The following is a 21,133-nucleotide window of genomic DNA, read 5'->3' on the forward strand; positions in this document are numbered from 1 at the left end:
TTCCATTACATCATAACAACATCAAACTGCTCTTGTATGTACAGAGGCTCAGCCTGAATTTTAACTTGCTTACCAATAAACACTTCAAGTTCCGCAAGCGCATGAGACTCATCACCTTCCAACGCTTCAGCAACCGCAGCAGCGGCATAAACCACAAACTTGTCAGCGTCATAGGCACGGTTAACACGAGTGATCTCTCGAAGTATTTCATAACAAACGGTTTCAACTGTCTTCACGCTGCCACGACCTTCACAAGCAGGACAACTCGAACACAGAATATGCTCAATGCTTTCACGAGTGCGCTTACGCGTCATCTCTACTAAACCAAGCTGTGTGAAACCATTAATGTTGGTCTTTACACGATCTTTGTCTAACGCACTCTCTAAAGAAGTGAGTACTCGCTTACGATGGTCTTCCGACAGCATATCGATAAAATCGATAATGATGATGCCACCTAAATTACGCAAACGCAGTTGACGAGCAATCGCTTGTGTCGCCTCTACATTAGTATTGAAAATCGTCTCTTCTAGATTACGACGACCAACAAACGCACCGGTGTTGATATCAACCGTAGTCATTGCTTCCGTTTGGTCAATAATCAAATAGCCACCAGACTTGAGCTCAACTTTACGATCCAGAGAACGTTGAATTTCATTCTCAGTATCGTACATATCAAAGATAGGCTTATCACCTTCATACAGCTCAAGCTTATCAGTCAGCTCTGGCACGTATTCAGAAGTAAACTCTTTAAGGTTTTCATACTCAAGGCGAGAATCGACCTGAATCTTGCTCAGTTCCGTTCCCACAAAGTCACGTAAGATACGCTGACTTAAACACAATTCGCCGTACAAACGAGTACGCGCTTTATGCTTGCCACGGCGTTCCAATACCTTGAGCCATAAACGCTTCAAGAATGCCGCATCTTGTGCGAGTTCATTCGAATCAGCGCCTTCTGCAGCAGTACGGATAATAAAGCCACCATGCTCATCACAGTAATGAGAGACGACCTTCTTAAGACGATTACGCTCGGATTCGCTATCGATACGTTGAGAAACACCAACGTGACTCGCCCCCGGCATAAACACTAGGTAACGAGATGGCAGAGTGATATCAGTGGTTAGGCGGGCACCCTTGGTACCAAGCGGGTCTTTGACGACTTGAACCACAATGTCTTGCCCTTGACGAACAAGCTCTGAAATGTCGCGAACTTGAAATTGCTTCTTTTCATTTTCAGCAACACATTCAGTGTGTGGAACAATATCAGAGGCGTGTAGAAAAGCTGCTTTCTCAAGACCGATATCCACAAACGCAGCCTGCATTCCCGGAAGAACACGACTAACGCGACCTTTATAGATATTTCCTACGATTCCGCGTCGAGCGTCTCGTTCGATGTGGATCTCTTGAAGAGCCCCCCCTTCAATCATGGCCACGCGAGTTTCACTCGGGGTCACGTTCAGCAACAATTCAGCACTCATGGTGCACCTCAGATTAGTAATTATAAGAATTCTTGCAGTAGCTGGTCCGTTTCAAATAAAGGTAAGCCGACAACGGCGTAATAACTACCTTCGATTCGGGTGACAAAACGCCCACCCAAACCTTGGATCCCATAGCTACCGGCTTTATCGCATGGCTCCCCTGTTTGCCAGTATTGTTCTATTTCTTTTTCACTGAGGGGTTTAAACCATACGTCGGTAATAATGATTTCTGTTCTTTGTTTTTCTTCTGAAACCACAGAAACCGCCGTCATCACTTGGTGACGTTCATTCGCTAACTGAGTAAGCATACGCTTAGAGTCAGTAAAATCGGTCGGCTTCTCAAGCACTTGCCCTTGGCTAACGACCACTGTGTCAGAACCAAGAACGACTGTATCAGAACTAGGAACGACATGCTGCCTTTCAGAAGGGTTATCTTTCAATAAAGACAACGCCGCTAAGGCTTTATCTAAAGATAGTCGCTTAACGTACTCTTCGGCGGTTTCTTGGGCGTGTTTATACTCTTCAACATCGGTTACGAGGACAGAGAACTCATAACCGAGTTGCGATAGTAATTCTTTGCGGCGTGGTGAGCCGGATGCCAAAACTAAATGTTTCTTTTCCATCGTCACGCTACCTCACATGCCAATGGCGACGCACGCGCCTCATTAATAAAAACATCCAAGGCCAAAGTATACAGTTTATCAATGCACCCCATAACGATAACGGATTAAAAACAACATCTTGGATCAAATATTCACCAAAGAATACCAACAGTTCAAGCAACACCGTTAACGCGGCAATGATCATCGCTTGCTGCCATAACGCCATGTTACGAATGACGAGGAAGTTCATCGCAATAATGTACATCACTATCGCCATCATCATACCTCGAATACCTAGAGTAGAGCCGATCAAAAGGTCCCAAAATAAGCCTAGAATCAAAGCACTACCTACGTTAACACGATGCGGCAGAGCCAAAACCCAGTAACACGTAACCAGCAGTAACCAAGATGGTCTAAATAGGTCTAAACTACCAGGCCAAGGGATCGTTTGCAGAATCAGTGCTACTAAAAATGAGCAGCCAATTACGACCTTGCTTCTTAAAACGCTATTGGCCATCTTCACCCTCTAACAATGCTTGTTCTATGCTGGATTGATCCGCTTGCATCTGTTTATTTTCATCAGGCCATACAAGCAGCAAGTATCTGAGTTTATCGAACTCAACCACAGGCTCTGCTTTAATAACAGCGAACTCTCGTTTCGGGTCGTAATCAACAGCAGTAACATAAGCAACTGGATAACCTTCTGGATATACCCCACCAAGGCCCGATGTCACCAACAAATCTTCTTCTTGTATATCAGTACTGGTTGGAATGTGCTCTAGCTGGAGCTCATCAATCATGCCATTGCCAGAAGCAATTACACGGATATCATTACGAATAACCTGCACGGGAATCGCATTGTTTGCGTCAGTCAGTAGCAAGACACGACTATTATGAGCAGCGACGAAAGTCACTTGACCTACAATGCCTTTTTCATTGATCACCGGCTGACCTTCATACACCCCATCAATCTGACCTTTATCAATCACAACCTGATGGCGAAATGGTGAGGAGTCTACCGCCATAACCTCTGTGACGACTTTCTTCTCATCACGGATAAACGGAGATCCTAACAACTTACGAAGACGCTTATTTTCCTCTTGATATTGTTCAAGCAGGATCAGCTCGCTCTTCAAGCGCAAGACTTCTCTTTTAATATTATGGTTGGACTTAATTAGCCCTTGTCGGGTACTAAAACGATCGTATACACCATCGAACATAGTGCGAGGCAAGTTGGCTGCATATTGAATAGGTGCAACCATGCTGTTTAATAAATAGCGAACATTTGAGAAAGCATCTAAACGACTATCAGCCAGCATAAGGCTGGCTGATAAAATTACAGCAAAAAACAGGCGCAATTGTAGAGAGGGGCCTCTACCAAAAATTGGCTTCATTCTATATTTGATCCTAGGGCTACATTTTATCCTATAGATAAGGTCCTAGGCTCTTTACATAAAACGAAATATAAAAGAGCCTAACACTAGATATTATTCTTCGCTAAACAGGTCACCACCGTGCATGTCAATCATCTCTAGGGCTTTACCGCCACCTAGAGCAACACACGTAAGTGGCTCTTCTGCAATAACAACTGGGATACCCGTTTCTTCTGTGAGTAGGCGGTCAAGATCTTTAAGCAGTGCACCGCCACCTGTGAGTACCATACCGTTTTCTGAAATATCAGAAGCTAACTCGGGTGGGCACTGCTCTAATGCGACCATTACAGCCGATACAATACCTGATAGAGGTTCTTGAAGTGCTTCAAGGATTTCGTTTGAGTTTAGGCTAAAGCTACGAGGTACACCTTCAGCAAGGTTACGACCACGAACTTCGATCTCTTCGACTTCATCACCAGGGTAAGCTGAACCGATTTCGTGTTTGATCTTCTCTGCTGTCGCTTCACCGATCAAGCTGCCGTAGTTACGACGAACATAGTTGATGATCGCCTCATCAAAACGGTCACCGCCGATACGTACAGAAGATGAGTAAACCACACCGTTTAGTGAGATAACCGCAACTTCAGTAGTACCACCACCGATATCAACCACCATTGAACCCGTTGGCTCGGATACGCGTAAGCCTGCACCAATCGCAGCAGCCATAGGCTCATCGATTAGATAAACCTCTCGAGCACCAGCACCTAGCGCTGATTCACGGATAGCACGACGCTCTACTTGCGTTGAACCACAAGGTACACAAACCAAAACACGAGGGCTTGGTTTAAGGACACTGTTGTCATGCACTTGTTTAATGAAGTGCTGAAGCATTTTTTCCGTTACGTAAAAATCAGCAATTACGCCATCTTTCATTGGACGGATCGCTGAAATGTTGCCAGGCGTACGGCCAAGCATTTGCTTAGCAGCATGACCAACAGCAGCGACACTCTTTCCAGAACCGACTCGATCTTGGCGAATCGCAACAACAGAAGGCTCATCAAGAACAATGCCTTGGCCTTTAACATAAATAAGGGTATTGGCAGTACCTAAGTCAATCGATAGGTCGTTTGAAAACATGCCACGAAGCTTTTTAAACATATTCTTCGCTCATCCTGCAAGAATTAGAAGATAAAAATTGCACTAAATGTACCAATACCTTGCTATTACGGCAAGGTATTGGTGTGTAAAGGTGGTTAGAAACGTCGTATTACTACAGTAACTTAACTTAAATCAGAAAACCAAGGGCTATGGGCGATTAAGTCGATCAGGCTCTCCACGATAGATAACCCGATCATTACCTCGATGAATGCCGAAGGTTACAATGGAAGAAGGGTCTTCATCTCCTTGATCTCGCCAGTTAAATTGTAACCAAGGCTGACTTCCTTGTGACCAAGCACAAGAAATACCGTTAGGTTGAGCACTGCCTTGGCGTAAAAACAAGCGAACTTGCTCCCGTTGATTTGTCGTTTGCTTGGCAAATACAGTATCGCCTTGACCGGCTGATATCACCCCAATCTCTGGGTCACTGGTTAATAACGAATCACTGACTGCCGGATCAGCCTCTGTCCAAACAATATCCCGACACTGTAAGCTCGTATCAAACTGACTATTATCATCTTGCACATTGGTCTGGAAACCCTGTTTACCTTGCCAATACTCAACCCTTAACGGCACATGAATGCTTTGACCCGAATTCCCGGCAACATCATCTAACATCATACGCCCATAACGTACATCCGGCTGGTTCAATAACTCTTGATGTAGAGTGGAAGGGCTCCCGCTCATTATTTTAAATTGGGTAGGATCGAGGCTATCACTCACACTGTCATCGTTTTTGTCTAACGTTAAACTTAAGTGACTGTCTATCGTCACGCTACTATCTGTCGTGCGCGCAGAGTTATAAGGGCCATCGGGTAGCGACGCGCCGAGGGTCGCGCTCTCCAATTTTCTCCAAACGACTCTGTTATCCCATGATTGTGCCCAAACCGCACCGCTCCAATTACTTGCTGTTAACTCACTATCACTGATGTCTAACCGAGCAGAGTAAGCCCCCCACAAAAAGAAAGCACCTTTCAAATAATCGGCAAAATTTCCATAATTGCTGGTCGGCTTGTCTGCAGCACTAAACGCGGTGATAGCAAAGTCAACCTGTTTGAAAGGTTGCCCCATATAAGTCGACCCTCCCTGAGAATCAGGAGCAGTCCAATCTGACTGCGTGATCCTAAAATAATCTGGGTAGAAACGGCCTATCGTTTGATTATCCACATTCAGTGACATTGATAAATACATTGCGGAAGTCTTCATTTTTAATGACCCGACTTCTTGCCATGAAAATCTCAGAGTTTTTTGACGAGTTGACCCAACCTTGTCGTTAGGCATAAAAGTGTAGTCGCCAGGGAAACGATCATTCGCTAAGTTACCCAGCACGCCTGTATTTGGGTATGCTAACTCAAGCCCCACACTTAACGGTGCAGCATGGCCTGTCTCTGAATAATAGTTAAACGTGGTTTGATATTGGCACTCATCGCTTGGAGGTGACTGATAAAACTGAGGGTGAACAATCGGCTTAAAGGTCGCTCTAAACTCCTCGCCAGCTGAAATGAAATAGCCGGCTATCTCATCCGTTTTAGCCGGATTTTCAATCGTCCCGTCACTATTTTCAACATCACAAATCGCAATTTTCCATGGGCGCGATTGGACCATAAATTGACCTTTCAACGCCCCCCCTTCAACGGGACAATAAGCCTCATCACATTGAAAATTATTATCGGTAATCGTCACCAATATTTGCCCTGCATCTTGGAAGGTCAGTCTGGCATTGCGATTAGAATCAGTCAGATCTGCATTGAATTGCAGAAGGCTAGGAAACGCGGAGGCTGTCACTGGTTTTTGGTAAGAATATGACGCCGAAGGAGACCCTACGTACCCCAAATCAATTAACTGCCCACTATTGCTGCACGCTTTGACTTTAATAGGAACATCAATGGGTTTCCCCGCAATAACGCTTTGATCGCTTACTTCAAATTTATAAGGCACATATTTAATGGTATCACTATCACTTAAAGTAATCGTATTTGATACTTTCAGTGAAGCAGAAAGCGAGTAGTTACCAACAGTATTAGGAGTATTATTTATCACACGAAATTTTGAAATCCCCCCGGCTTCGGACACAAACTGAATATCTAAGTTTGTGCCACTATCTTGACTGAGGGTCGGTCGATACCCTTCAAGTAAGTTACCGTCACCATCTAACACAGACACTTCAACCATATTCTCTGGGGTGCTTTCACACGTAAGGTGGTAATTACGTGGATTAACTTCAATTTTTTCAGCGGGGGGGGGGGAATCACCACTGCACACTCTGACACTTGTTTCGGGGCAGTTTGATGGTGCGTAGCCGCAGTTTGGATCATTAAAGCCGCAATGTAATGATGTATTCACAGTGGATATAGGGGCCAAATGAGATGTTAGCGAACCACAAATAAGTGCATTTGATAGATCAATGTCGTACCACGCGTCAATCGCACTATGTTCGTCATAAACGGCATTATTGGTGCCAGTCATCTTCACCGCTTGCCCTGTAGATGTGACTGTTCCGCATACTTTCGTGTTGTGTAAGTTAATTTTTTGTAATGCGGTTACATCCCCATAAACCTCGTTCGATGAGCCTGTCGTTTCAACCTGGGTGCCATGACTGACCACATTACCAACCACTTTTGTATCATTCAATCTTACGTAACTCAGTGCAACAATATCACCATTCACTTCATTTCCGGTACCCGTGATGTCAACGGTGGCCCCTTGACTTTCTATGTTACCGTTAACTTTTGTTTCATTAAGTTCAACTTTATCGAAAGCCGAAATATTACCATCAATTTGATTGCCCGTTCCCTGCACCGACACATAATTCGTGCTGCTAGCTATATTCCCGGTCACTTGTACATTTTCGAGGTATATATGACCAACGGCATTAACCTCCCCTTTGATTTCATTATTACTGCCACGCACAGAGACAAAGCCATTCGGACTTTGGTTCAACACCCCACCCAGCAACTTTACTCCATTACTTTCTGCAGAAACATGGTAGCCAGCCGGACCTACCGAGGTTTTTCCTGTCACAACAATATCTGGACCGACAAACATGACGGTTGCTTGAACAGTATGTAGGGAAATAGGAGAAGCCAGCGTACCCACTTGGTTATTGCCGGGAAAGTTCATGCCTTTTTTCACGGTTAGAAGCACGGTCTTATCAGTCGGTCCACTCCATACGATGCGATCCCCAACATTAAAGTTAATCCATCGATTATCGGTGTGGCAAACATACTGATAAGAATTAGTCTTATATTCCAGCACCCCACCAGGACAGATACCCACATTAGGGTTATATAAGTCATAGACTTTAGCGGAAGCGGAAGCTGAAAATAACACTAACACCATAAGTAGCCCAGCGAGAGCCTTGAAGCTCCTTTCTAGCCAACTCTGCTCTACGTTTAATTGGGTTCGTTGTCTGAACCCTTTATTTGGCTGTATATTCACTCTTTTACCCATACTTCTTGTACTCGCTCAACCTGCAACCTACCACTTCCGCAAATCACCTTGGCTTCTACTTTATAAAAGCGTTGATTATTCAAGTCTCCGACCCGCGTACAACTCATACGAGGCGCTTGGCATGGTTCGGCTGTCACTAAGTTTGGACGAGCTCCACTGATGGTATTTGTGCACATCGAATCGAACGCCGCAGAAGTCGAGAGTAAAGGAATAGGGTATAATTGCGTTAGCGCCCACTCATTAGCGGAGTGTGATAGTAGCCAAGCTTGGGTACCCAGTTGCTCTCTCGTTAAGCTGTCGCTATTTGACCACCCGACTCGCGTTAGTGAATGCGCTAAAAAACCCATCACCACAATAACAAAAACAACCACAATTAATACGTTACCACTTTGATAACGTTGATAACGTTGACTACGGGACATTGAGCACCTGGACATCTTGTTGGTAAACGCTGCGTTCACTATTTTGCTCCACAACCAAGTCAATATGAACAAGGCCACCTCGCTGGAGAGTCGGATCTAAATATTTAAAGCCGCTCTTTGATCCCACTATGCTGTCTGCGACCGTTAAAGGCGACGCATCCTGTAACGACTGCCTAGTAATGATATTACCCACAACGCAATACTCTACAATGTCATTGGGATCAAAAATATAATGGCGATCCGCAATTGAACGACTGACCAAGTTTTTGGCTTCACCTACAAGCGTAAAATGCCCGTTGTTTTTATTTTGGTTTCCGACATCGAATGTATTTATGGGGAGTAAGTCTTCTCTACGAGTGGGGTTAATCACCATGCTTAATCCATTGGGAATGGTTGTTATCTCACTTCCATCGTCATTATTATCCCCAACAAGAAAGTCGATATCTTGACCAATAGCCGAGTAAATACCAGAAAAGTGAATAGGGATAAAAGAGAGACACGAGCCGGAGGCTTGAAAACTATTTGGAACAGCATCACGAAATTCTCGTGACAACTTTTCCAAAATAAACTGCGCTTGAGTTTGTACTCTTTGTCGATTGATCGAATCGGCATACCCTTTGGTTCCCGACTCGACAAAGCCAGCGATAGCGAGCACCATAATAACGCCAACCACCATCGTCAATACCATCTCTATTAAAGTAAAACCCCGAACTTTCATCAAAAGTTTCCTTTATAAGCAGTGAGGACAAATCGGCCACTTTGTCCTGCAAAAATGGTCATGTTGATCCGTTTTAAATGACCGACTCCATCGCTGTCCAAGGCGCCATCATAAACCACATCAATCTCGACCCTGAAATTTCGGTAGCTCTCTTGAACGTCGTCCCCAAGCACACTTTGTAAAGGCCACGGCGGGCCTACTGAGCACTGAGATTGTGTCGTCTCGGTATACCAGCATCCAATAAAGTCATCCACATCATTAAAATCACGGAGTTGAGTTTCTCCATCTGCACCTAATTGGGAAGGCAATGTACATTGCTCTTGCTGGCTCCCCACATCGCCTTCTCCACATCGAACTTCCCCCCCATTGGGGTCACTGTTTTGATCGAAGCCACGAGCCAGAATTTGGCTCATAAAACTTTGCCCTAATGCAACTGCGCGCGTTTGATAATGCGCAGATGCAGAATCGCTAATTTGAGGAACCAAAAAAGACGAAAACGACAGCATTGCAATTCCGAGTATCACGATCGCGACGATCATTTCGATTAATGTCATCCCGCGATGAAAGGTCATGAACAGCTCCCTTTTGAGACATAGCCTTGGGGGTTGATGCTGACTAGGCATTGACTTTGATTCGCGTTTTCACGAATGGAAATCGTAATATCTGCGCCACTCACGTTCAGCGGATTCCCCAATAAATCAAAATCAATTAGGCTCGTTGATCCTATTTGGCTAAATGTCAGTGAAGCATCAGCAATCCAATCGCTTCGATGTTCACGCTGGGCAGCGCTCAGCCCACAACTCTCAGAAGAACCAAGGCAATCGGGGCTGACTTGCAAGCGAAAGTGGCCATCATGCCCACTCACATTGGATTGCATTCGATTCACTTGAATCTGACGAATAATTGAAATCACCTGCTCCTGAGCAGCCACTGCAGAAAAGCTCGACGTACCGATATAGCGGCTTGCCGCATAAGAAGAGAGGATAGCAACGATAATAATAACGATGATCAGCTCTACCAGGGTAAAGCCTGTGGATATAGGGCGGTTATCCATAATGAACCTCTAACGATCGAGCACTAAGAATACAAGATAACGAAACTGATGATGTTATGTATATGAATAATTTGAAATAGGTGTATTGTAGATAGAAAAAAGGCCAGCAAACGCTAGCCTGAATTAGCAATCAAACGATTACTGGCTTGCTTTACAACCAGTACCAGTAACAACAGTTGCTTTGGCTGCAGATGCAGCAGTCGTTCCTGTTGCTTGTGTATATGTAACAATACAAGTTGTTTCGGTAGCAGCACTTTTACCTTTAAAAGTCAGTGTCATCACGCCAGTGCTGTTAATAGCAGAGCTCCAATCTTCGTTCAAGCCTACGACAGCTTTACCAATACCGGCCGACGTTGCTGTTGGGTAACCATACGCCGTAGCGATCCCCTCAACACTTTTGCCTTGTGATACAGCCTCTTGACCTAGAAGCGCCGACTTGCCATACACGATACCAGCCGCACCATCAATAGCCCCTTTCAAACCTTGCAATGATGCATTGCGCGCATCATCTTGTAGATTTAAGAAACGGGGTGCCGCAGTTACAGCAAGAATACCCAGAATAACAATTACAACCACTAGTTCAATTAGGGTGAAACCGCCTTGTCTTTTCATAATTAAGCTCTTTATATTAAATGTTACGCAGATTTACTGCAAAGTTACGGTCACACGACCCGTTTTAAGTTCGTAAACAAATTGGTGCGCCGTATTACCTTCAAGTTGAATGTAAGTACACGTGGCATCACCGGAATTTGCTTGCGCAGAATATTTAAAATTTGAATGGCTATCAATAGCATTAACCTCCGCCACTTGCGGTGGGTTTTGCAGCAAGTTCAGCATCAGTTCAGTACAGGTTTGATCTGAAATATCTTGTGGCGCGCTGCCGGTATTGTCATTCAGGGTCCATGGGTAACCATCTCGAAAACCAGTATCCACATTATTGCTGCTTTTTGAACGAGTTAGCCAAAAGTCAACACCATCATAGTCTATGGTATTGTATGTTTCACCACCGATCGTCTCTGATGGTCGTGCTTTTGCTTCCCATTGCGCTCTTGCAGACAAAACGGCGGTCGCAAAACCACCAGCGACACCTTCAATGCTTGCTTTTTTGGCTTCGTCCGTCACATCTAAGAAGCGAGGCAAGGCAGCAACCGCTAATAAACCCACAACAACAATGACTATAACCAACTCAACTAAGGAGAAACCCCTTTGATTTTTAAGCATTTTATACCTACTGTCTAATTACTATCACGCATTATACATTTGCAAACGTATAACACAAAAAAATAGTGTCAATATTTTCACAAAGCCAAAATATTGGCTTTTACGCTGAATCTTTCTTGTTTAAGTAGTACATCTATTTGATATTTATCGCTGTAATGATAAACGCAGTGAAACTGCGTATTATCACTTCTATCTTCTATTGTTGGAGAGCTTAACCCGAAAATACTCTCTTGAGGGTACAGTTGGTCTAGCCAATATCGACAGTCCCGCTTCGAGCCATAAACGGGCCTAATCCAACCTGTTCGGCTATAACTTTTGAGCGGTTCCAAATCGTGACTAGGTTCTGTGGCCGATAACAAATAGTGTTGTTTGAACAGATTGGCTTGCTCTAAGATTCGCTTACTTGCCACAATCAATGCTGTGTTCGTCGCTTGTTCTTCTACCGTTTTAAATGCCGATAGTAACCCAACAACCAGCGCAAGAATAACCGTACTCCAAACAACAAAACGTGAGCGCTGTAGGTTATTTAGCATCCTCTAGCCTCTGATGGCATCCAACATTCCCCACATCGGTAAGAAAATACCTAATGCTAAAATCAAGACCATGCCAGCAACAACAACCAATAGGATTGGTTCGATTCTCGCTGTTAAGGTTTTCAAATCATAATCGACTTCTCGATCATAATAATCAGCCACCTCAAGCAACAGTTCATCAATGCGCCCCGTCTCTTCGCCGACTGAGATCATTTGTATCACCAGTGGTGTGAAAATTTCGCTATTGACCGCTGTTGATGAAACTGTACTACCGGCTTCAATGGCTGATTTCATGGCCTGAACTCGCAGCTCTAAAAAACGGTTGTCTAAAGCCTCAGCCGATAACGCTAATGACTGGTTGAGTGGCACACCCGCTTTTAACATCAATGCAAAAGTACGAGAGAAACGCGACAACAGCGCTCGGTTAAGCACACCACCTATAATGGGCATTTTTAAACGTATCCGATCCCAACGTTCAAGCCCCTTGTCTGTTTTGACCCAGGCTTTAAATCCAAACATCAAACCGAAGATCACCCCAAGCATTAAGCCCCAGTAGTTGACGAAGAACTCGGACATGCCAATCAATATACGAGTGGGTAAAGGGAGCTCAACACCAAAGCGAGTAAACATAGTGGTAAACTGCGGGATCACTTTTACATTGAGAATAAACATCGCGATCAAAATAAAAGTAATCACGAAAGTGGGATACCGCATCGCCGTTTTTATTCTCTTACGAGTCTCGACTTCTTGTTCGTAGTAACCCGCTAGCTGCAGTAAAGCTTGATCTAAACGACCTGTATTTTCACCTACACCTATCATCGACACAAACAAAGGGCTGAACACGTTAGGGTGCATTTGCATCGATGCCGATAATCCCCGGCCGTTTGTTAGTTCAGCGACGACGTCTTCTAAAGCGGCTTTCAACTGCTTATTTTCACAGTTTTGTGTTAGGCCTTTCATCGATCTTAATAAAGGCACTCCCGCTTTAGTTAAGCTGTACAACTGTCGGCAAAACAGCACTAACACCTCAAGAGGGACACTCGGAGAAAATAGGCTGGACAAATCCACGTCGACTATAGAACTGCCACCTTTTCCTAACTTGATAGAGGTAGGAATAATCCCCTTATTCATCAGACTATCGGCGGCAAGATCTTCACTATTCGCATTTAATAGGCCCGTTACTTGGCTGCCATCAGCGTTGCGGCCTACGTAGCGGTATGTGGGCATGGTGCGCCATCCTTAGGAATCTGAGAAGGCTGATCTGATGCCAATGCCTTAAGATAGATGGGTTCCGTTGTTCCTGAAGCATCGCCTTCGCCGAGGTACATTATCTCATCGAGACTCACAACACCTTGCACGGCAAGCTCCATCGCAGAAGCCAGTAACGGTTTGTAATGTTCAGATTGTCTGGCCAATTGAGCAAAACCAACGGCGTTATTGGTTCTGAGTGCATCCATCATCCCTTGGTCTAACTCTAACATTTCGAACACACCAATCCGTCCATGATATCCCGTGAAGTTGCAATTCTGGCAACCCGATCCTTTGCTGAATGGTACGTCGACTTGATAAGGAAAACGGACACTCAGCCACTGTTTACGCGCTTCGTCTAATTCGTCCTCAACTTTACAATCGGAACATACTTTGCGAACCAGTCGTTGTGCAACGACCGCTCTCACAGCACTAGCCACCAAATAACCTGGTGCGCCCATATCCATCATACGCAGCGCACTGTCTATAGCATCGTTTGTATGGAGCGTACTCAACACTAAGTGACCGGTTAAGGCCGCTCTCAGACCAATTTCAACGGTTTCATGATCGCGCATTTCACCAATGAGGATAACATCGGGATCTTGACGCAAAAAGGTTCTCAAAATAGTAGAAAAATTGAGATCAATTTTAGGGTTAACTTGAACTTGGTTGATACGTGGCAGGCGATATTCAACAGGGTCTTCTACTGTGATGATCTTTCTTCCTGGTTGGTTCAACTCGCTCAAAGCACCATATAGCGTGGTCGTTTTACCCGATCCAGTCGGTCCGGTAACTAAAATCATACCGTGAGGGCGACGCAATTGCTGACGAAGACGAACAAGCAAGTCAATGGGAATACCTGATGCCTCTAATTCACGTAAACCTGCCGATTGATTAAGGAGACGCATCACCACAGATTCACCATGCTGTACTGGCATGGTTGACATACGAATATCAACCGATTGTTCTTTCACACGAATATTAAAGCGGCCATCCTGAGGGAGGCGCTTCTCCGATATGTCGAGACTTGCCATCAATTTCAAGCGAAGTACAAGCGCAGAAGCTATATTAACTTCATTCAACAACGTTTCATGTAACACACCATCAATACGCTGGCGAATACGTAACACATTTGAATCAGGTTCAATATGGATATCGGAGGCCCCGACTTGAACCGCATCTTCAAACAAAGAGTTAATGAGTTTAACAACCGTGACTTCCTGACTGTCCTCATCGGCAATATTAAAATCAAAAGCGTCATTGACTTGGTGTTCGGCATGCAGTTGCTCAGCAAAAGAAGCAATTTCTTGAGTTCTTCGATAATAACGATCAAAACAATCAACCAGTTGCTTTTCTGGAGCAATAACGAACTCCAGAGTATACTGACCTAATTGTCTGAGCAGCGATTCTTGTGCGAACAGATCTGCGGGATCACTCATCGCAACTCTCAATATGTCACCTTGACGTCCAAGAACTAAAGCACGGAGGCGACGAGCATGTACCTCAGGTAACAACTGTACAGATTCTACATCAACATTAGCCCGGCTTAGATCAATAAGAGGAATTCCGAGCTGCTGAGACAAAAAGCTCAGCATTTGCTGTTCTGACAAGAAACCAAGCTCTATCAGCGCGTCACCAAGCTTACGCCCAGTGCTCTTTTGAGAGACAAGAGCTTGTTCGACTTCAGCCTCAGTGATAATGCCTTCTTCGACAAGCAAATCACCAAGCCTTTTTCTTAATCTAATTTGCATCGCCACTCTCCTCTAAAACATTGAGTATTTTTAACCGGTCACGTACAAAATTTTGTGATTGGGATGATATGCCGACTCTGGTTAAGGCACCTTGATATGACGCTTTAGCTGCCGTTAAATCGAGCTGGCGTTCTTGTTGAATAGCTAAGCCTAACCACCAACGAGCGTTATCTGAATCGACCTCTACTAACTTTTGGTAGCTTTCCAATGCCACTTCTTCTAGCTGAGAATTTTGACTCAACGCGGCACGCATTGCCAAATAATCTTGGCTAGGGTTCGGGGGCAAGTATATTAACGGACTTAAAGCCGCTTCTGATTGATTCGCTTTAATCAACAGCTTTGATAGCCCTAAACGTAGTTTTTCACTGTTAATGTTGAGTTTAATACCCGACTGAAACAATTCATACGCTTTACGAGTGTCGCCTTTCCCGAAATAGAGAATCGCGAGCTTTTGACGGACATCTTCATCTCTTGCTGTATAACGCAGAGCTTCTGTGTAGCCTTTCAGAGCACCAGTAAGATCATTTGCATCAAGCGCCTTCTGAGCTCGTCCTTGTGCATTCGTTGATAATTGTTCAGGTGTTAGCTCAACTTGCTCGATCAGCATGCCGCTATTTTCTGAAACATCAGAGGCTCCATGCTCATTAGAGATAGGCGTGGGATCTTTTTTTGCCACACTAGCAACGTAAATCGGTTGAGTAATTTCAGTATTAACCGTTTTAGGCGTGCTTAGAGGTTTAGCTAGTGTTTGCTGCTTTGTCGTTTTTGGGGAAGATATTACAACGGATTCGGAAACACTTGGCTTAGCTTGAACGCTTTTTACCGTCACTGTGTTTTCTGTTGAAAGGGTCGAAGAGTCTAGTGTCACCAATTTCTTAGTTGGTGATGAGATAGGTTGAACGGCTTCCTGAATGCTATTTGAATCATCAACGACAGAAACTTGAACCTGTAAATCTCGTGTTGAGATTGACTGCTCAATCACTGGACCTTGCGATATCGCCCAGCCTCCCATCGCTAAACTCAAAGTAAAACTCGCAACAACCCAAACTAGGGGGGAACGCGTTTTTACTTTAGGTACGACTACCGCTTCAAAAGAAGTCGCTGATTTTTTCTTTGCCAATTCAGACAAGGCATTGTTAATAACGCTCATAATTAATTCCAACCCCACAGTATTGGCGTTTTAAATTTTGGCTTACACACATCGTAGGTATCATGCATGGCTGAAAACAGATGCTGGTTGTCGATATTATTTTTATCTTCACTAAACGAAAGCAGTAAAGCCTTGTGGCATAGCTGATTTATCAACCTTGGGATACCGAGTGAAGAACGACAAATCGCCTTTTTTTGATTCAAACTAAACAGTTCAGTATTACCGCCAGACTTCGTAATCCGGTTATCAATGTAAGCCACAGCCTCATCAAGAGTTAGTGCTCTCAATGTTGAACTAAAGGTGATTCTTTGACGAAATTGTCTTAGGTGATAAGCCTCTAATCGAGCGTCTAATTCGGGCTGCCCGAATAATACTATCTGAAGTAACTTCTTGTCTTCAGTTTCCAGATTACCGAACAGCCTCAATGTCTCTAACGCTTCATCGGAGAGAGCTTGTGCCTCATCAATAATCGCAACCACTCTTAAGCCTGAGCGATGTAACTCAATCAGCTTATGTTGAATGTTATCCACTAGCGTAACTTCGTTTTCAATATTCAAATCAAGCTCTTTCGCAACAGCATGACGTAAGTCAGCCCCTGAAAGCACTGGATTTGGCAAATATATTAAAGCGGTACAATCTTTTAGATGATTAACCAACATCCGGCAAACCATAGTCTTGCCGGTGCCGACCTCTCCAGTCACCTTGATGACGCCCTCTCCCATCTCTAACGCCGAAATAACCGTTTGAATCGCCTCAAAATGCGGGGCTAATCCGTAAAAAAAGTCGGTATTTGGTGTTAAGGTAAAAGGCAGCTGTTCAAAACCAAAATGAGCTTGGTACATTAATTCATCCAGCTTAGTGAAACACTGCAAATCTAGAAGGTAAGTATTTATTCTTCATCTGGAAACCACTGCTGAAGCAAATCACGAGAGCGTTCTAATTCAGACTGCCAAGTATTAACCCCTACTATCGTGGGTTTTAATAAGATCACGAGCTCTGTTTTTTGCGTCAACTGGCTTGTATTGCGGAATAAATAGCCTAACCCTGGGATATCACCCAAAAATGGAACTTTTGAGGTCATGTCTGTAGTGTGTGATTTCATGAGTCCACCAATCACCACCACATCCCCATCTTGCGCACGAATCACGGAATCCGATTCACGAATCGAGCTCCTTGCAAGTGGAAGTGACACTAGGCCGGTGGTGGAGCCTAAGTTCAGCTCTTTAACTTCTTCATTAACCTCTATAACTGCCGGATGAACATGTAAGAAGACATTGCCTTTGTCATCAATCTGGGGCGTTACATCTAAAGAAATACCAGAGAAAAATGGGGTTAACTCTACTTCAGGAGCAACATTCGCGTTATCTCCACTGCCAACAGCACTTGATAAATCTGTTACGTAGTATTCATCCGTTCCTACTTTAATCACCGCTTTCTGGTTGTTTGAAGCGGTAACTCTTGGACTAGAGAGCACATTAAGGTCACCTTGTGTACCCATAAAGCTCAGGACTGCCTCAAAGCTACCACCAGAAACGACAAGATTTGACTGTCCACCGAGCGCAGCACTGATGGGGTCGGCACCAGGTAAGGCTCCAGGAATAATTGCACCTGCTGCATCTTTAACAATTGAGCCCATGCCGATTGTATAGTTAGTGCCATTCGACGAAAACATCTTGGTCCAGTTAATACCCTGCTGATAGCCATCACTCAAAGTCACTTCCATGATCTTCGCTTCCAAGATAACTTGGCGTTGTAAACGCTTCTGCGATATTCCTAAAAACTCTCGAACCTCACGAATTTCATCAGGGAAAGCGCGCACTGTAATCACACTCGCCTGAGGAGTAACCACAACACTTTGACCATCTCCAGAACCAATTAGGTGCGCAACCGCCGCTTCAAGTTGTGGCCAAAAATCACTTTCAGATGTGGTTTCAATCTCTGTGCCACCGTTCGAGGTCGAATTTGAATTATTTGAAGAATTGGATGAATTCGACGAATTTGATTCGGAGCTCGATGAACTGTTGTCTGAATTAGAGATCGTACCCGTTGTTATCGTGGTCAATGAGCGACCTGAGCGCTTCACTTGTAAATAATCGACAGGGATGGTGACCGTACGAAGACCTGCAGGGTATACCTGAATCACTTTGCCACGCTTTTCAATATCATAGCCATACATATCCTGAGCCACAGCCAACACTTCATCTAACGTTACATCCGTTAAGTTCAGCGTAAGCTTTCCAGATACACTTGGATGAATCGCCGCGCTGTATTCTGTACCTTTCACTAAGCTAGCAAAAAAGGTTCTCGCTTCTACCCCTTTTGCCTGAATACGAAAACGCTTAACCGTTTCCATACCTGAAGACAGAGGGTCAGTATTAAGCCGAGGCATCAGGTCATCTTGTACCGACGAAGGTAGATCATGAAGCGCTTTACTATTGGATTCATTAATTGATTCGTTTAAAGACTCTTTTATCTCAACAGGATCTCTATGCCCCATCGAACAGCCTACTAAAGATGATATTAGGATTGATACTACAAGTTTACGCATGTCTTCACTCTAACCTTAATTATTCTTAACATCCAAAGAGAACATCTCTAATTTCCACTGCTTAGAGCTTCTCTGCAGAGTGACGTATTCTGGATCTATATTCTTAACTCGGTACCCTCTTATCGTCTCTCCTTGGCCAAGGATTTTGCCATTTAAAATGGCATAGCATGGCATATCCGCTTTGCACACGATACTTTCTAAAGAAGGTAAGCGATAACGAGTTGGCGCCTTTTTAGCTGACGCTGTTTTTTGTTGAGGTGAAAGCCAATCTAATGGCGCCGTTGGATCTTGCTCAGCCCATACAACGGAACTGCTAAACAGCAAGGACAACAAAAGAGTTCTAACCACCGATAAATTCCTGTCTAGTGCCTAATGTGTAAACCTCGAACACTAGTCGAGCTTTAGGATATTCTTCTACTGAGTATTCTAATGTGCGCCAGTAGTAGCTCACAGGAAGAGACTCAAGCGCTTGAAGGTACGCTAGGATATCAAAGTAACTGCCTGTCAACTCCATTCTAACAGGGTGAAGAAAGTAACCAGAGTATTCACTGGTCTCTTGTTTGTTAGAAATCGCTTCTGGCTTTAGTGACTCTAGCGCCTCTAACTTCAGTCCGTTACCTGCATTAAGAACGCTCTCCAATAACTGCGACATTTGAGAAGGCGTGATCAGCCTCTCAACAATCTTTGAAAGCTGAAGTGAAAGCTCTTGGTTCTCCACTAGCAGCTTTTTATACTCTCGGCTAACCTCTTTGTCAGGGTCTTTGTTCAATTGGGCTTGCAAAACAAGCAGTTCACCTTGCTGTCTCTGATTTGATTGGTTCAGGCTAGTCATCTTGGCATTTTTAGCTTGAAGGTCGAGGTACGCTGGCTCAACCAACAAGGTGAACAACAACATAAATAGACCAACAAAACCACACACGAAAAGTAGCCATTTTTCTCGATGACTAAATGCAAGAAACTTATCGCTAAGTTGATTCCACTTCAGCATTACTTACTCTCCCTGCGAGTACTTAACTCAAACGTCACCACATCCTGATCATTACGACCAATTTTAAGTTTTTCAAAAGCACGCCCCACTAAATTCAACTCACTTTTAAACTGACCAACCCAGTTAGGAATAACATTTGCGTTACGAGCTAAGCCACTAAGATCTAAGATATCGTGAGTCATATAGATGTGTGAAAGAGAGATGTCATTTCGGCCTAATTTAGCTAAGGAACTCATGACGCCAGAATACCCGACTTGTTGTGATTCGTCGTATTGTCCGACCGCCTTCAACGCCTCTTTTTTAGCCTCAGTCTCACGTTTGAGACGCTTAACGGCCGCCGCTTTCTCTGGAGACGGTTTATGCTGAGTTAACTTATTGTTCAATTGGTCAACTTGATTATTAAGCTGATTTGATTCATGTTGCAAAACCGTTATATCACCATCTAAATTAGAAGACTGATACTGCATCACAAAGTACCCACCAAGTAGCAATACACAAACCAGTCCCCAACTCGCAACAACATTTTTCAGAGTAAAATATTCTTTTTTAGGTTTGAGATGTTCAGGGTAAAGATTGACTTTAAAAGTATCTTTTTTGGCCGCGAGTTTAACCAACAAACTCTCCGAATTATCACGTTCACCTTCAACCAATATTGAAACTGCCGAACTCAATGTGTTGTTTAAAGCGCTTTGCAGTTCAGCCTCATCTTCCTCATCACAACAGATTTTTAGCTGATGGAGCTGAGTACCTTTGAACTGAGAGGAAAGGTAATCAATAGAACGCTGAAGCTCCAAGGCAAGGGCGTCTAATTGCAGACCACTAGAAGCAGCACCCGTTAAAGGTGGAATAACACTTCGAATCGTTCTTTGAAAACAAATGGTATTTTCAACAAACGCACCAAGTTTGAAGTGCGTGTTAGGGCTGCGTTGCAAAAGGATAAAGTTAGAGAGCTCACCAGTACTATACCCCCAGATTTCATCCTCTGGAACCACACCTATCAGCTCAACTTGCGCCGAGCTAGTAATATTCACCAGCTTATCTAACAGTATTTTTGGTAAAACATACACTTGTAGCTTATTCGACATGGGCAAAGCTACAGCACTCGCGGTAATTTCAGTGGCTCTCTCAGAAACAAGATCCTTAATCAAAAATGGCAGCGCAACAGACCATTCACTCTCTGGAATGCCTGGGTTCTCAATTTGATAAGTTTGATAGAAATTAGCACAGATAATCAACTGAAGGCTATTACTGGCAAACGCCTCACTGCTAAGCGATTTTTTTAGTACACTTTCCCAGCCCCCATTAATCACAGGAATACACGTGACTTGAGGCTCTAGATCTCCCGATGAAATATAAACGGCGTCATTACCCAATAGGACAACTTGGGAACTACCTTTAATATTTGTTGGCTTTATTTTTTCTAAAATCGCTTTAAAATTCAT

At 44.0% G+C, this 21,133-nt stretch carries 20 protein-coding genes and 1 pseudogene; all 21 read right to left on the reverse strand.

Features of this window, described 5'->3' with window-relative positions:
* Positions 1 to 5: 5 nt before the first annotated feature.
* Positions 6 to 1,475 carry a ribonuclease G gene (rng, locus tag L1D11_RS02415; RefSeq protein ID WP_239832742.1) on the reverse strand — a complete coding sequence of 490 codons (1,470 nt, stop codon included), beginning with the start codon at positions 1,473 to 1,475 and terminating at the stop codon, positions 6 to 8.
* Positions 1,476 to 1,495: 20 nt separating this feature from the next.
* Positions 1,496 to 2,098, reverse strand: a complete 603-nt coding sequence (locus L1D11_RS02420) for a Maf family protein (RefSeq protein ID WP_239832741.1) — start codon at positions 2,096 to 2,098, stop codon at positions 1,496 to 1,498.
* Positions 2,099 to 2,105: 7 nt separating this feature from the next.
* Positions 2,106 to 2,594 (reverse strand): rod shape-determining protein MreD, encoded by a 489-nt coding sequence (gene mreD / locus L1D11_RS02425; protein ID WP_239832739.1) that lies wholly within the window; start codon positions 2,592 to 2,594, stop codon positions 2,106 to 2,108.
* Complete coding sequence (gene mreC, locus L1D11_RS02430) at positions 2,584 to 3,471, reverse strand: rod shape-determining protein MreC (protein WP_239832738.1); 888 nt, start codon at positions 3,469 to 3,471, stop codon at positions 2,584 to 2,586. The genes mreD and mreC overlap by 11 nt, the downstream gene beginning before the upstream one ends.
* A gap of 93 nt (positions 3,472 to 3,564) precedes the next feature.
* Positions 3,565 to 4,608: a rod shape-determining protein gene (locus L1D11_RS02435; RefSeq protein ID WP_132968578.1), complete on the reverse strand. Its 1,044-nt coding sequence runs from the start codon at positions 4,606 to 4,608 to the stop codon at positions 3,565 to 3,567.
* A gap of 147 nt (positions 4,609 to 4,755) precedes the next feature.
* Positions 4,756 to 8,046 carry a polymer-forming cytoskeletal protein gene (locus L1D11_RS02440; RefSeq protein WP_239862003.1) on the reverse strand — a complete coding sequence of 1,097 codons (3,291 nt, stop codon included), beginning with the start codon at positions 8,044 to 8,046 and terminating at the stop codon, positions 4,756 to 4,758.
* Positions 8,043 to 8,480 (reverse strand): MSHA biogenesis protein MshP, encoded by a 438-nt coding sequence (locus L1D11_RS02445; protein ID WP_239832736.1) that lies wholly within the window; start codon positions 8,478 to 8,480, stop codon positions 8,043 to 8,045. The genes L1D11_RS02440 and L1D11_RS02445 overlap by 4 nt, the downstream gene beginning before the upstream one ends.
* Positions 8,470 to 9,198 (reverse strand): prepilin-type N-terminal cleavage/methylation domain-containing protein, encoded by a 729-nt coding sequence (locus L1D11_RS02450; RefSeq protein ID WP_239832734.1) that lies wholly within the window; start codon positions 9,196 to 9,198, stop codon positions 8,470 to 8,472. Before L1D11_RS02450 ends, L1D11_RS02445 begins: the two co-directional genes overlap by 11 nt.
* A complete protein-coding gene (locus tag L1D11_RS02455; RefSeq protein WP_239832733.1) occupies positions 9,198 to 9,770 on the reverse strand; it encodes a prepilin-type N-terminal cleavage/methylation domain-containing protein in 573 nt (190 codons plus the stop codon). Before L1D11_RS02455 ends, L1D11_RS02450 begins: the two co-directional genes overlap by 1 nt.
* On the reverse strand, positions 9,767 to 10,252 hold the full coding sequence (locus tag L1D11_RS02460; protein WP_239832732.1) for a prepilin-type N-terminal cleavage/methylation domain-containing protein: 486 nt from the start codon (positions 10,250 to 10,252) through the stop codon (positions 9,767 to 9,769). Before L1D11_RS02460 ends, L1D11_RS02455 begins: the two co-directional genes overlap by 4 nt.
* A 138-nt stretch (positions 10,253 to 10,390) precedes the next feature.
* Positions 10,391 to 10,864, reverse strand: a complete 474-nt coding sequence (locus tag L1D11_RS02465) for a prepilin-type N-terminal cleavage/methylation domain-containing protein (protein WP_239832730.1) — start codon at positions 10,862 to 10,864, stop codon at positions 10,391 to 10,393.
* A gap of 33 nt (positions 10,865 to 10,897) precedes the next feature.
* Entirely contained in the window at positions 10,898 to 11,473 is a 576-nt protein-coding gene (locus L1D11_RS02470) for a prepilin-type N-terminal cleavage/methylation domain-containing protein (RefSeq protein WP_239832728.1), read from the reverse strand.
* 77 nt (positions 11,474 to 11,550) lie between these two features.
* Positions 11,551 to 12,006 carry an MSHA biogenesis protein MshF gene (locus L1D11_RS02475; protein WP_239832727.1) on the reverse strand — a complete coding sequence of 152 codons (456 nt, stop codon included), beginning with the start codon at positions 12,004 to 12,006 and terminating at the stop codon, positions 11,551 to 11,553.
* A 3-nt stretch (positions 12,007 to 12,009) separates the two neighbouring features.
* Positions 12,010 to 13,233 carry a type II secretion system F family protein gene (locus L1D11_RS02480; protein ID WP_239832726.1) on the reverse strand — a complete coding sequence of 408 codons (1,224 nt, stop codon included), beginning with the start codon at positions 13,231 to 13,233 and terminating at the stop codon, positions 12,010 to 12,012.
* A gap of 50 nt (positions 13,234 to 13,283) precedes the next feature.
* Positions 13,284 to 15,005: pseudogene (locus tag L1D11_RS02485) on the reverse strand (GspE/PulE family protein); the annotation flags it as partial.
* The gene (locus L1D11_RS02490) at positions 14,995 to 16,155 is read right to left on the reverse strand and encodes an MSHA biogenesis protein MshN (protein WP_239832724.1); all 1,161 of its coding nucleotides are present in this window, start codon (positions 16,153 to 16,155) and stop codon (positions 14,995 to 14,997) included. The pseudogene L1D11_RS02485 and the gene L1D11_RS02490, both read right to left, overlap by 11 nt.
* A 2-nt stretch (positions 16,156 to 16,157) precedes the next feature.
* Entirely contained in the window at positions 16,158 to 16,997 is an 840-nt protein-coding gene (locus L1D11_RS02495; protein ID WP_122053997.1) for an AAA family ATPase, read from the reverse strand.
* A 47-nt stretch (positions 16,998 to 17,044) separates the two neighbouring features.
* A complete protein-coding gene (mshL, locus tag L1D11_RS02500) occupies positions 17,045 to 18,703 on the reverse strand; it encodes a pilus (MSHA type) biogenesis protein MshL (protein WP_239832723.1) in 1,659 nt (552 codons plus the stop codon).
* A gap of 15 nt (positions 18,704 to 18,718) precedes the next feature.
* On the reverse strand, positions 18,719 to 19,051 hold the full coding sequence (locus L1D11_RS02505) for an MSHA biogenesis protein MshK (RefSeq protein WP_122054001.1): 333 nt from the start codon (positions 19,049 to 19,051) through the stop codon (positions 18,719 to 18,721).
* Positions 19,044 to 19,691: a type 4a pilus biogenesis protein PilO gene (gene pilO, locus L1D11_RS02510; RefSeq protein WP_239832722.1), complete on the reverse strand. Its 648-nt coding sequence runs from the start codon at positions 19,689 to 19,691 to the stop codon at positions 19,044 to 19,046. The genes L1D11_RS02505 and pilO overlap by 8 nt, the downstream gene beginning before the upstream one ends.
* Positions 19,691 to 21,133, reverse strand: coding sequence for an MSHA biogenesis protein MshI (locus L1D11_RS02515; RefSeq protein WP_239832720.1), 1,443 nt, complete (start codon positions 21,131 to 21,133; stop codon positions 19,691 to 19,693). Before L1D11_RS02515 ends, pilO begins: the two co-directional genes overlap by 1 nt.

Source organism: Vibrio sp. Isolate32, assembly GCF_022397955.1.
GTDB lineage: Bacteria > Pseudomonadota > Gammaproteobacteria > Enterobacterales > Vibrionaceae > Vibrio.

What these genes read in the sequence shown, in the direction of transcription:
- L1D11_RS02465 (WP_239832730.1), bottom strand. Translation starts at nt 10,864, where the DNA reads ATGAAAAGACAAGGCGGTTTCACCCTAATTGAACTAGTGGTTGTAATT.
- L1D11_RS02420 (WP_239832741.1), bottom strand. Translation starts at nt 2,098, where the DNA reads ATGGAAAAGAAACATTTAGTTTTGGCATCCGGCTCACCACGCCGCAAA.
- mreC (WP_239832738.1), bottom strand. Translation starts at nt 3,471, where the DNA reads ATGAAGCCAATTTTTGGTAGAGGCCCCTCTCTACAATTGCGCCTGTTT.
- L1D11_RS02515 (WP_239832720.1), bottom strand. Translation starts at nt 21,133, where the DNA reads ATGAATTTTAAAGCGATTTTAGAAAAAATAAAGCCAACAAATATTAAA.
- L1D11_RS02475 (WP_239832727.1), bottom strand. Translation starts at nt 12,006, where the DNA reads ATGCTAAATAACCTACAGCGCTCACGTTTTGTTGTTTGGAGTACGGTT.
- mshL (WP_239832723.1), bottom strand. Translation starts at nt 18,703, where the DNA reads ATGCGTAAACTTGTAGTATCAATCCTAATATCATCTTTAGTAGGCTGT.
- rng (WP_239832742.1), bottom strand. Translation starts at nt 1,475, where the DNA reads ATGAGTGCTGAATTGTTGCTGAACGTGACCCCGAGTGAAACTCGCGTG.
- L1D11_RS02495 (WP_122053997.1), bottom strand. Translation starts at nt 16,997, where the DNA reads ATGTACCAAGCTCATTTTGGTTTTGAACAGCTGCCTTTTACCTTAACA.
- L1D11_RS02435 (WP_132968578.1), bottom strand. Translation starts at nt 4,608, where the DNA reads ATGTTTAAAAAGCTTCGTGGCATGTTTTCAAACGACCTATCGATTGAC.
- mreD (WP_239832739.1), bottom strand. Translation starts at nt 2,594, where the DNA reads ATGGCCAATAGCGTTTTAAGAAGCAAGGTCGTAATTGGCTGCTCATTT.
- L1D11_RS02480 (WP_239832726.1), bottom strand. Translation starts at nt 13,233, where the DNA reads ATGCCCACATACCGCTACGTAGGCCGCAACGCTGATGGCAGCCAAGTA.
- pilO (WP_239832722.1), bottom strand. Translation starts at nt 19,691, where the DNA reads ATGCTGAAGTGGAATCAACTTAGCGATAAGTTTCTTGCATTTAGTCAT.
- L1D11_RS02450 (WP_239832734.1), bottom strand. Translation starts at nt 9,198, where the DNA reads ATGAAAGTTCGGGGTTTTACTTTAATAGAGATGGTATTGACGATGGTG.
- L1D11_RS02490 (WP_239832724.1), bottom strand. Translation starts at nt 16,155, where the DNA reads ATGAGCGTTATTAACAATGCCTTGTCTGAATTGGCAAAGAAAAAATCA.
- L1D11_RS02455 (WP_239832733.1), bottom strand. Translation starts at nt 9,770, where the DNA reads ATGACCTTTCATCGCGGGATGACATTAATCGAAATGATCGTCGCGATC.
- L1D11_RS02460 (WP_239832732.1), bottom strand. Translation starts at nt 10,252, where the DNA reads ATGGATAACCGCCCTATATCCACAGGCTTTACCCTGGTAGAGCTGATC.
- L1D11_RS02470 (WP_239832728.1), bottom strand. Translation starts at nt 11,473, where the DNA reads ATGCTTAAAAATCAAAGGGGTTTCTCCTTAGTTGAGTTGGTTATAGTC.
- L1D11_RS02445 (WP_239832736.1), bottom strand. Translation starts at nt 8,480, where the DNA reads ATGTCCCGTAGTCAACGTTATCAACGTTATCAAAGTGGTAACGTATTA.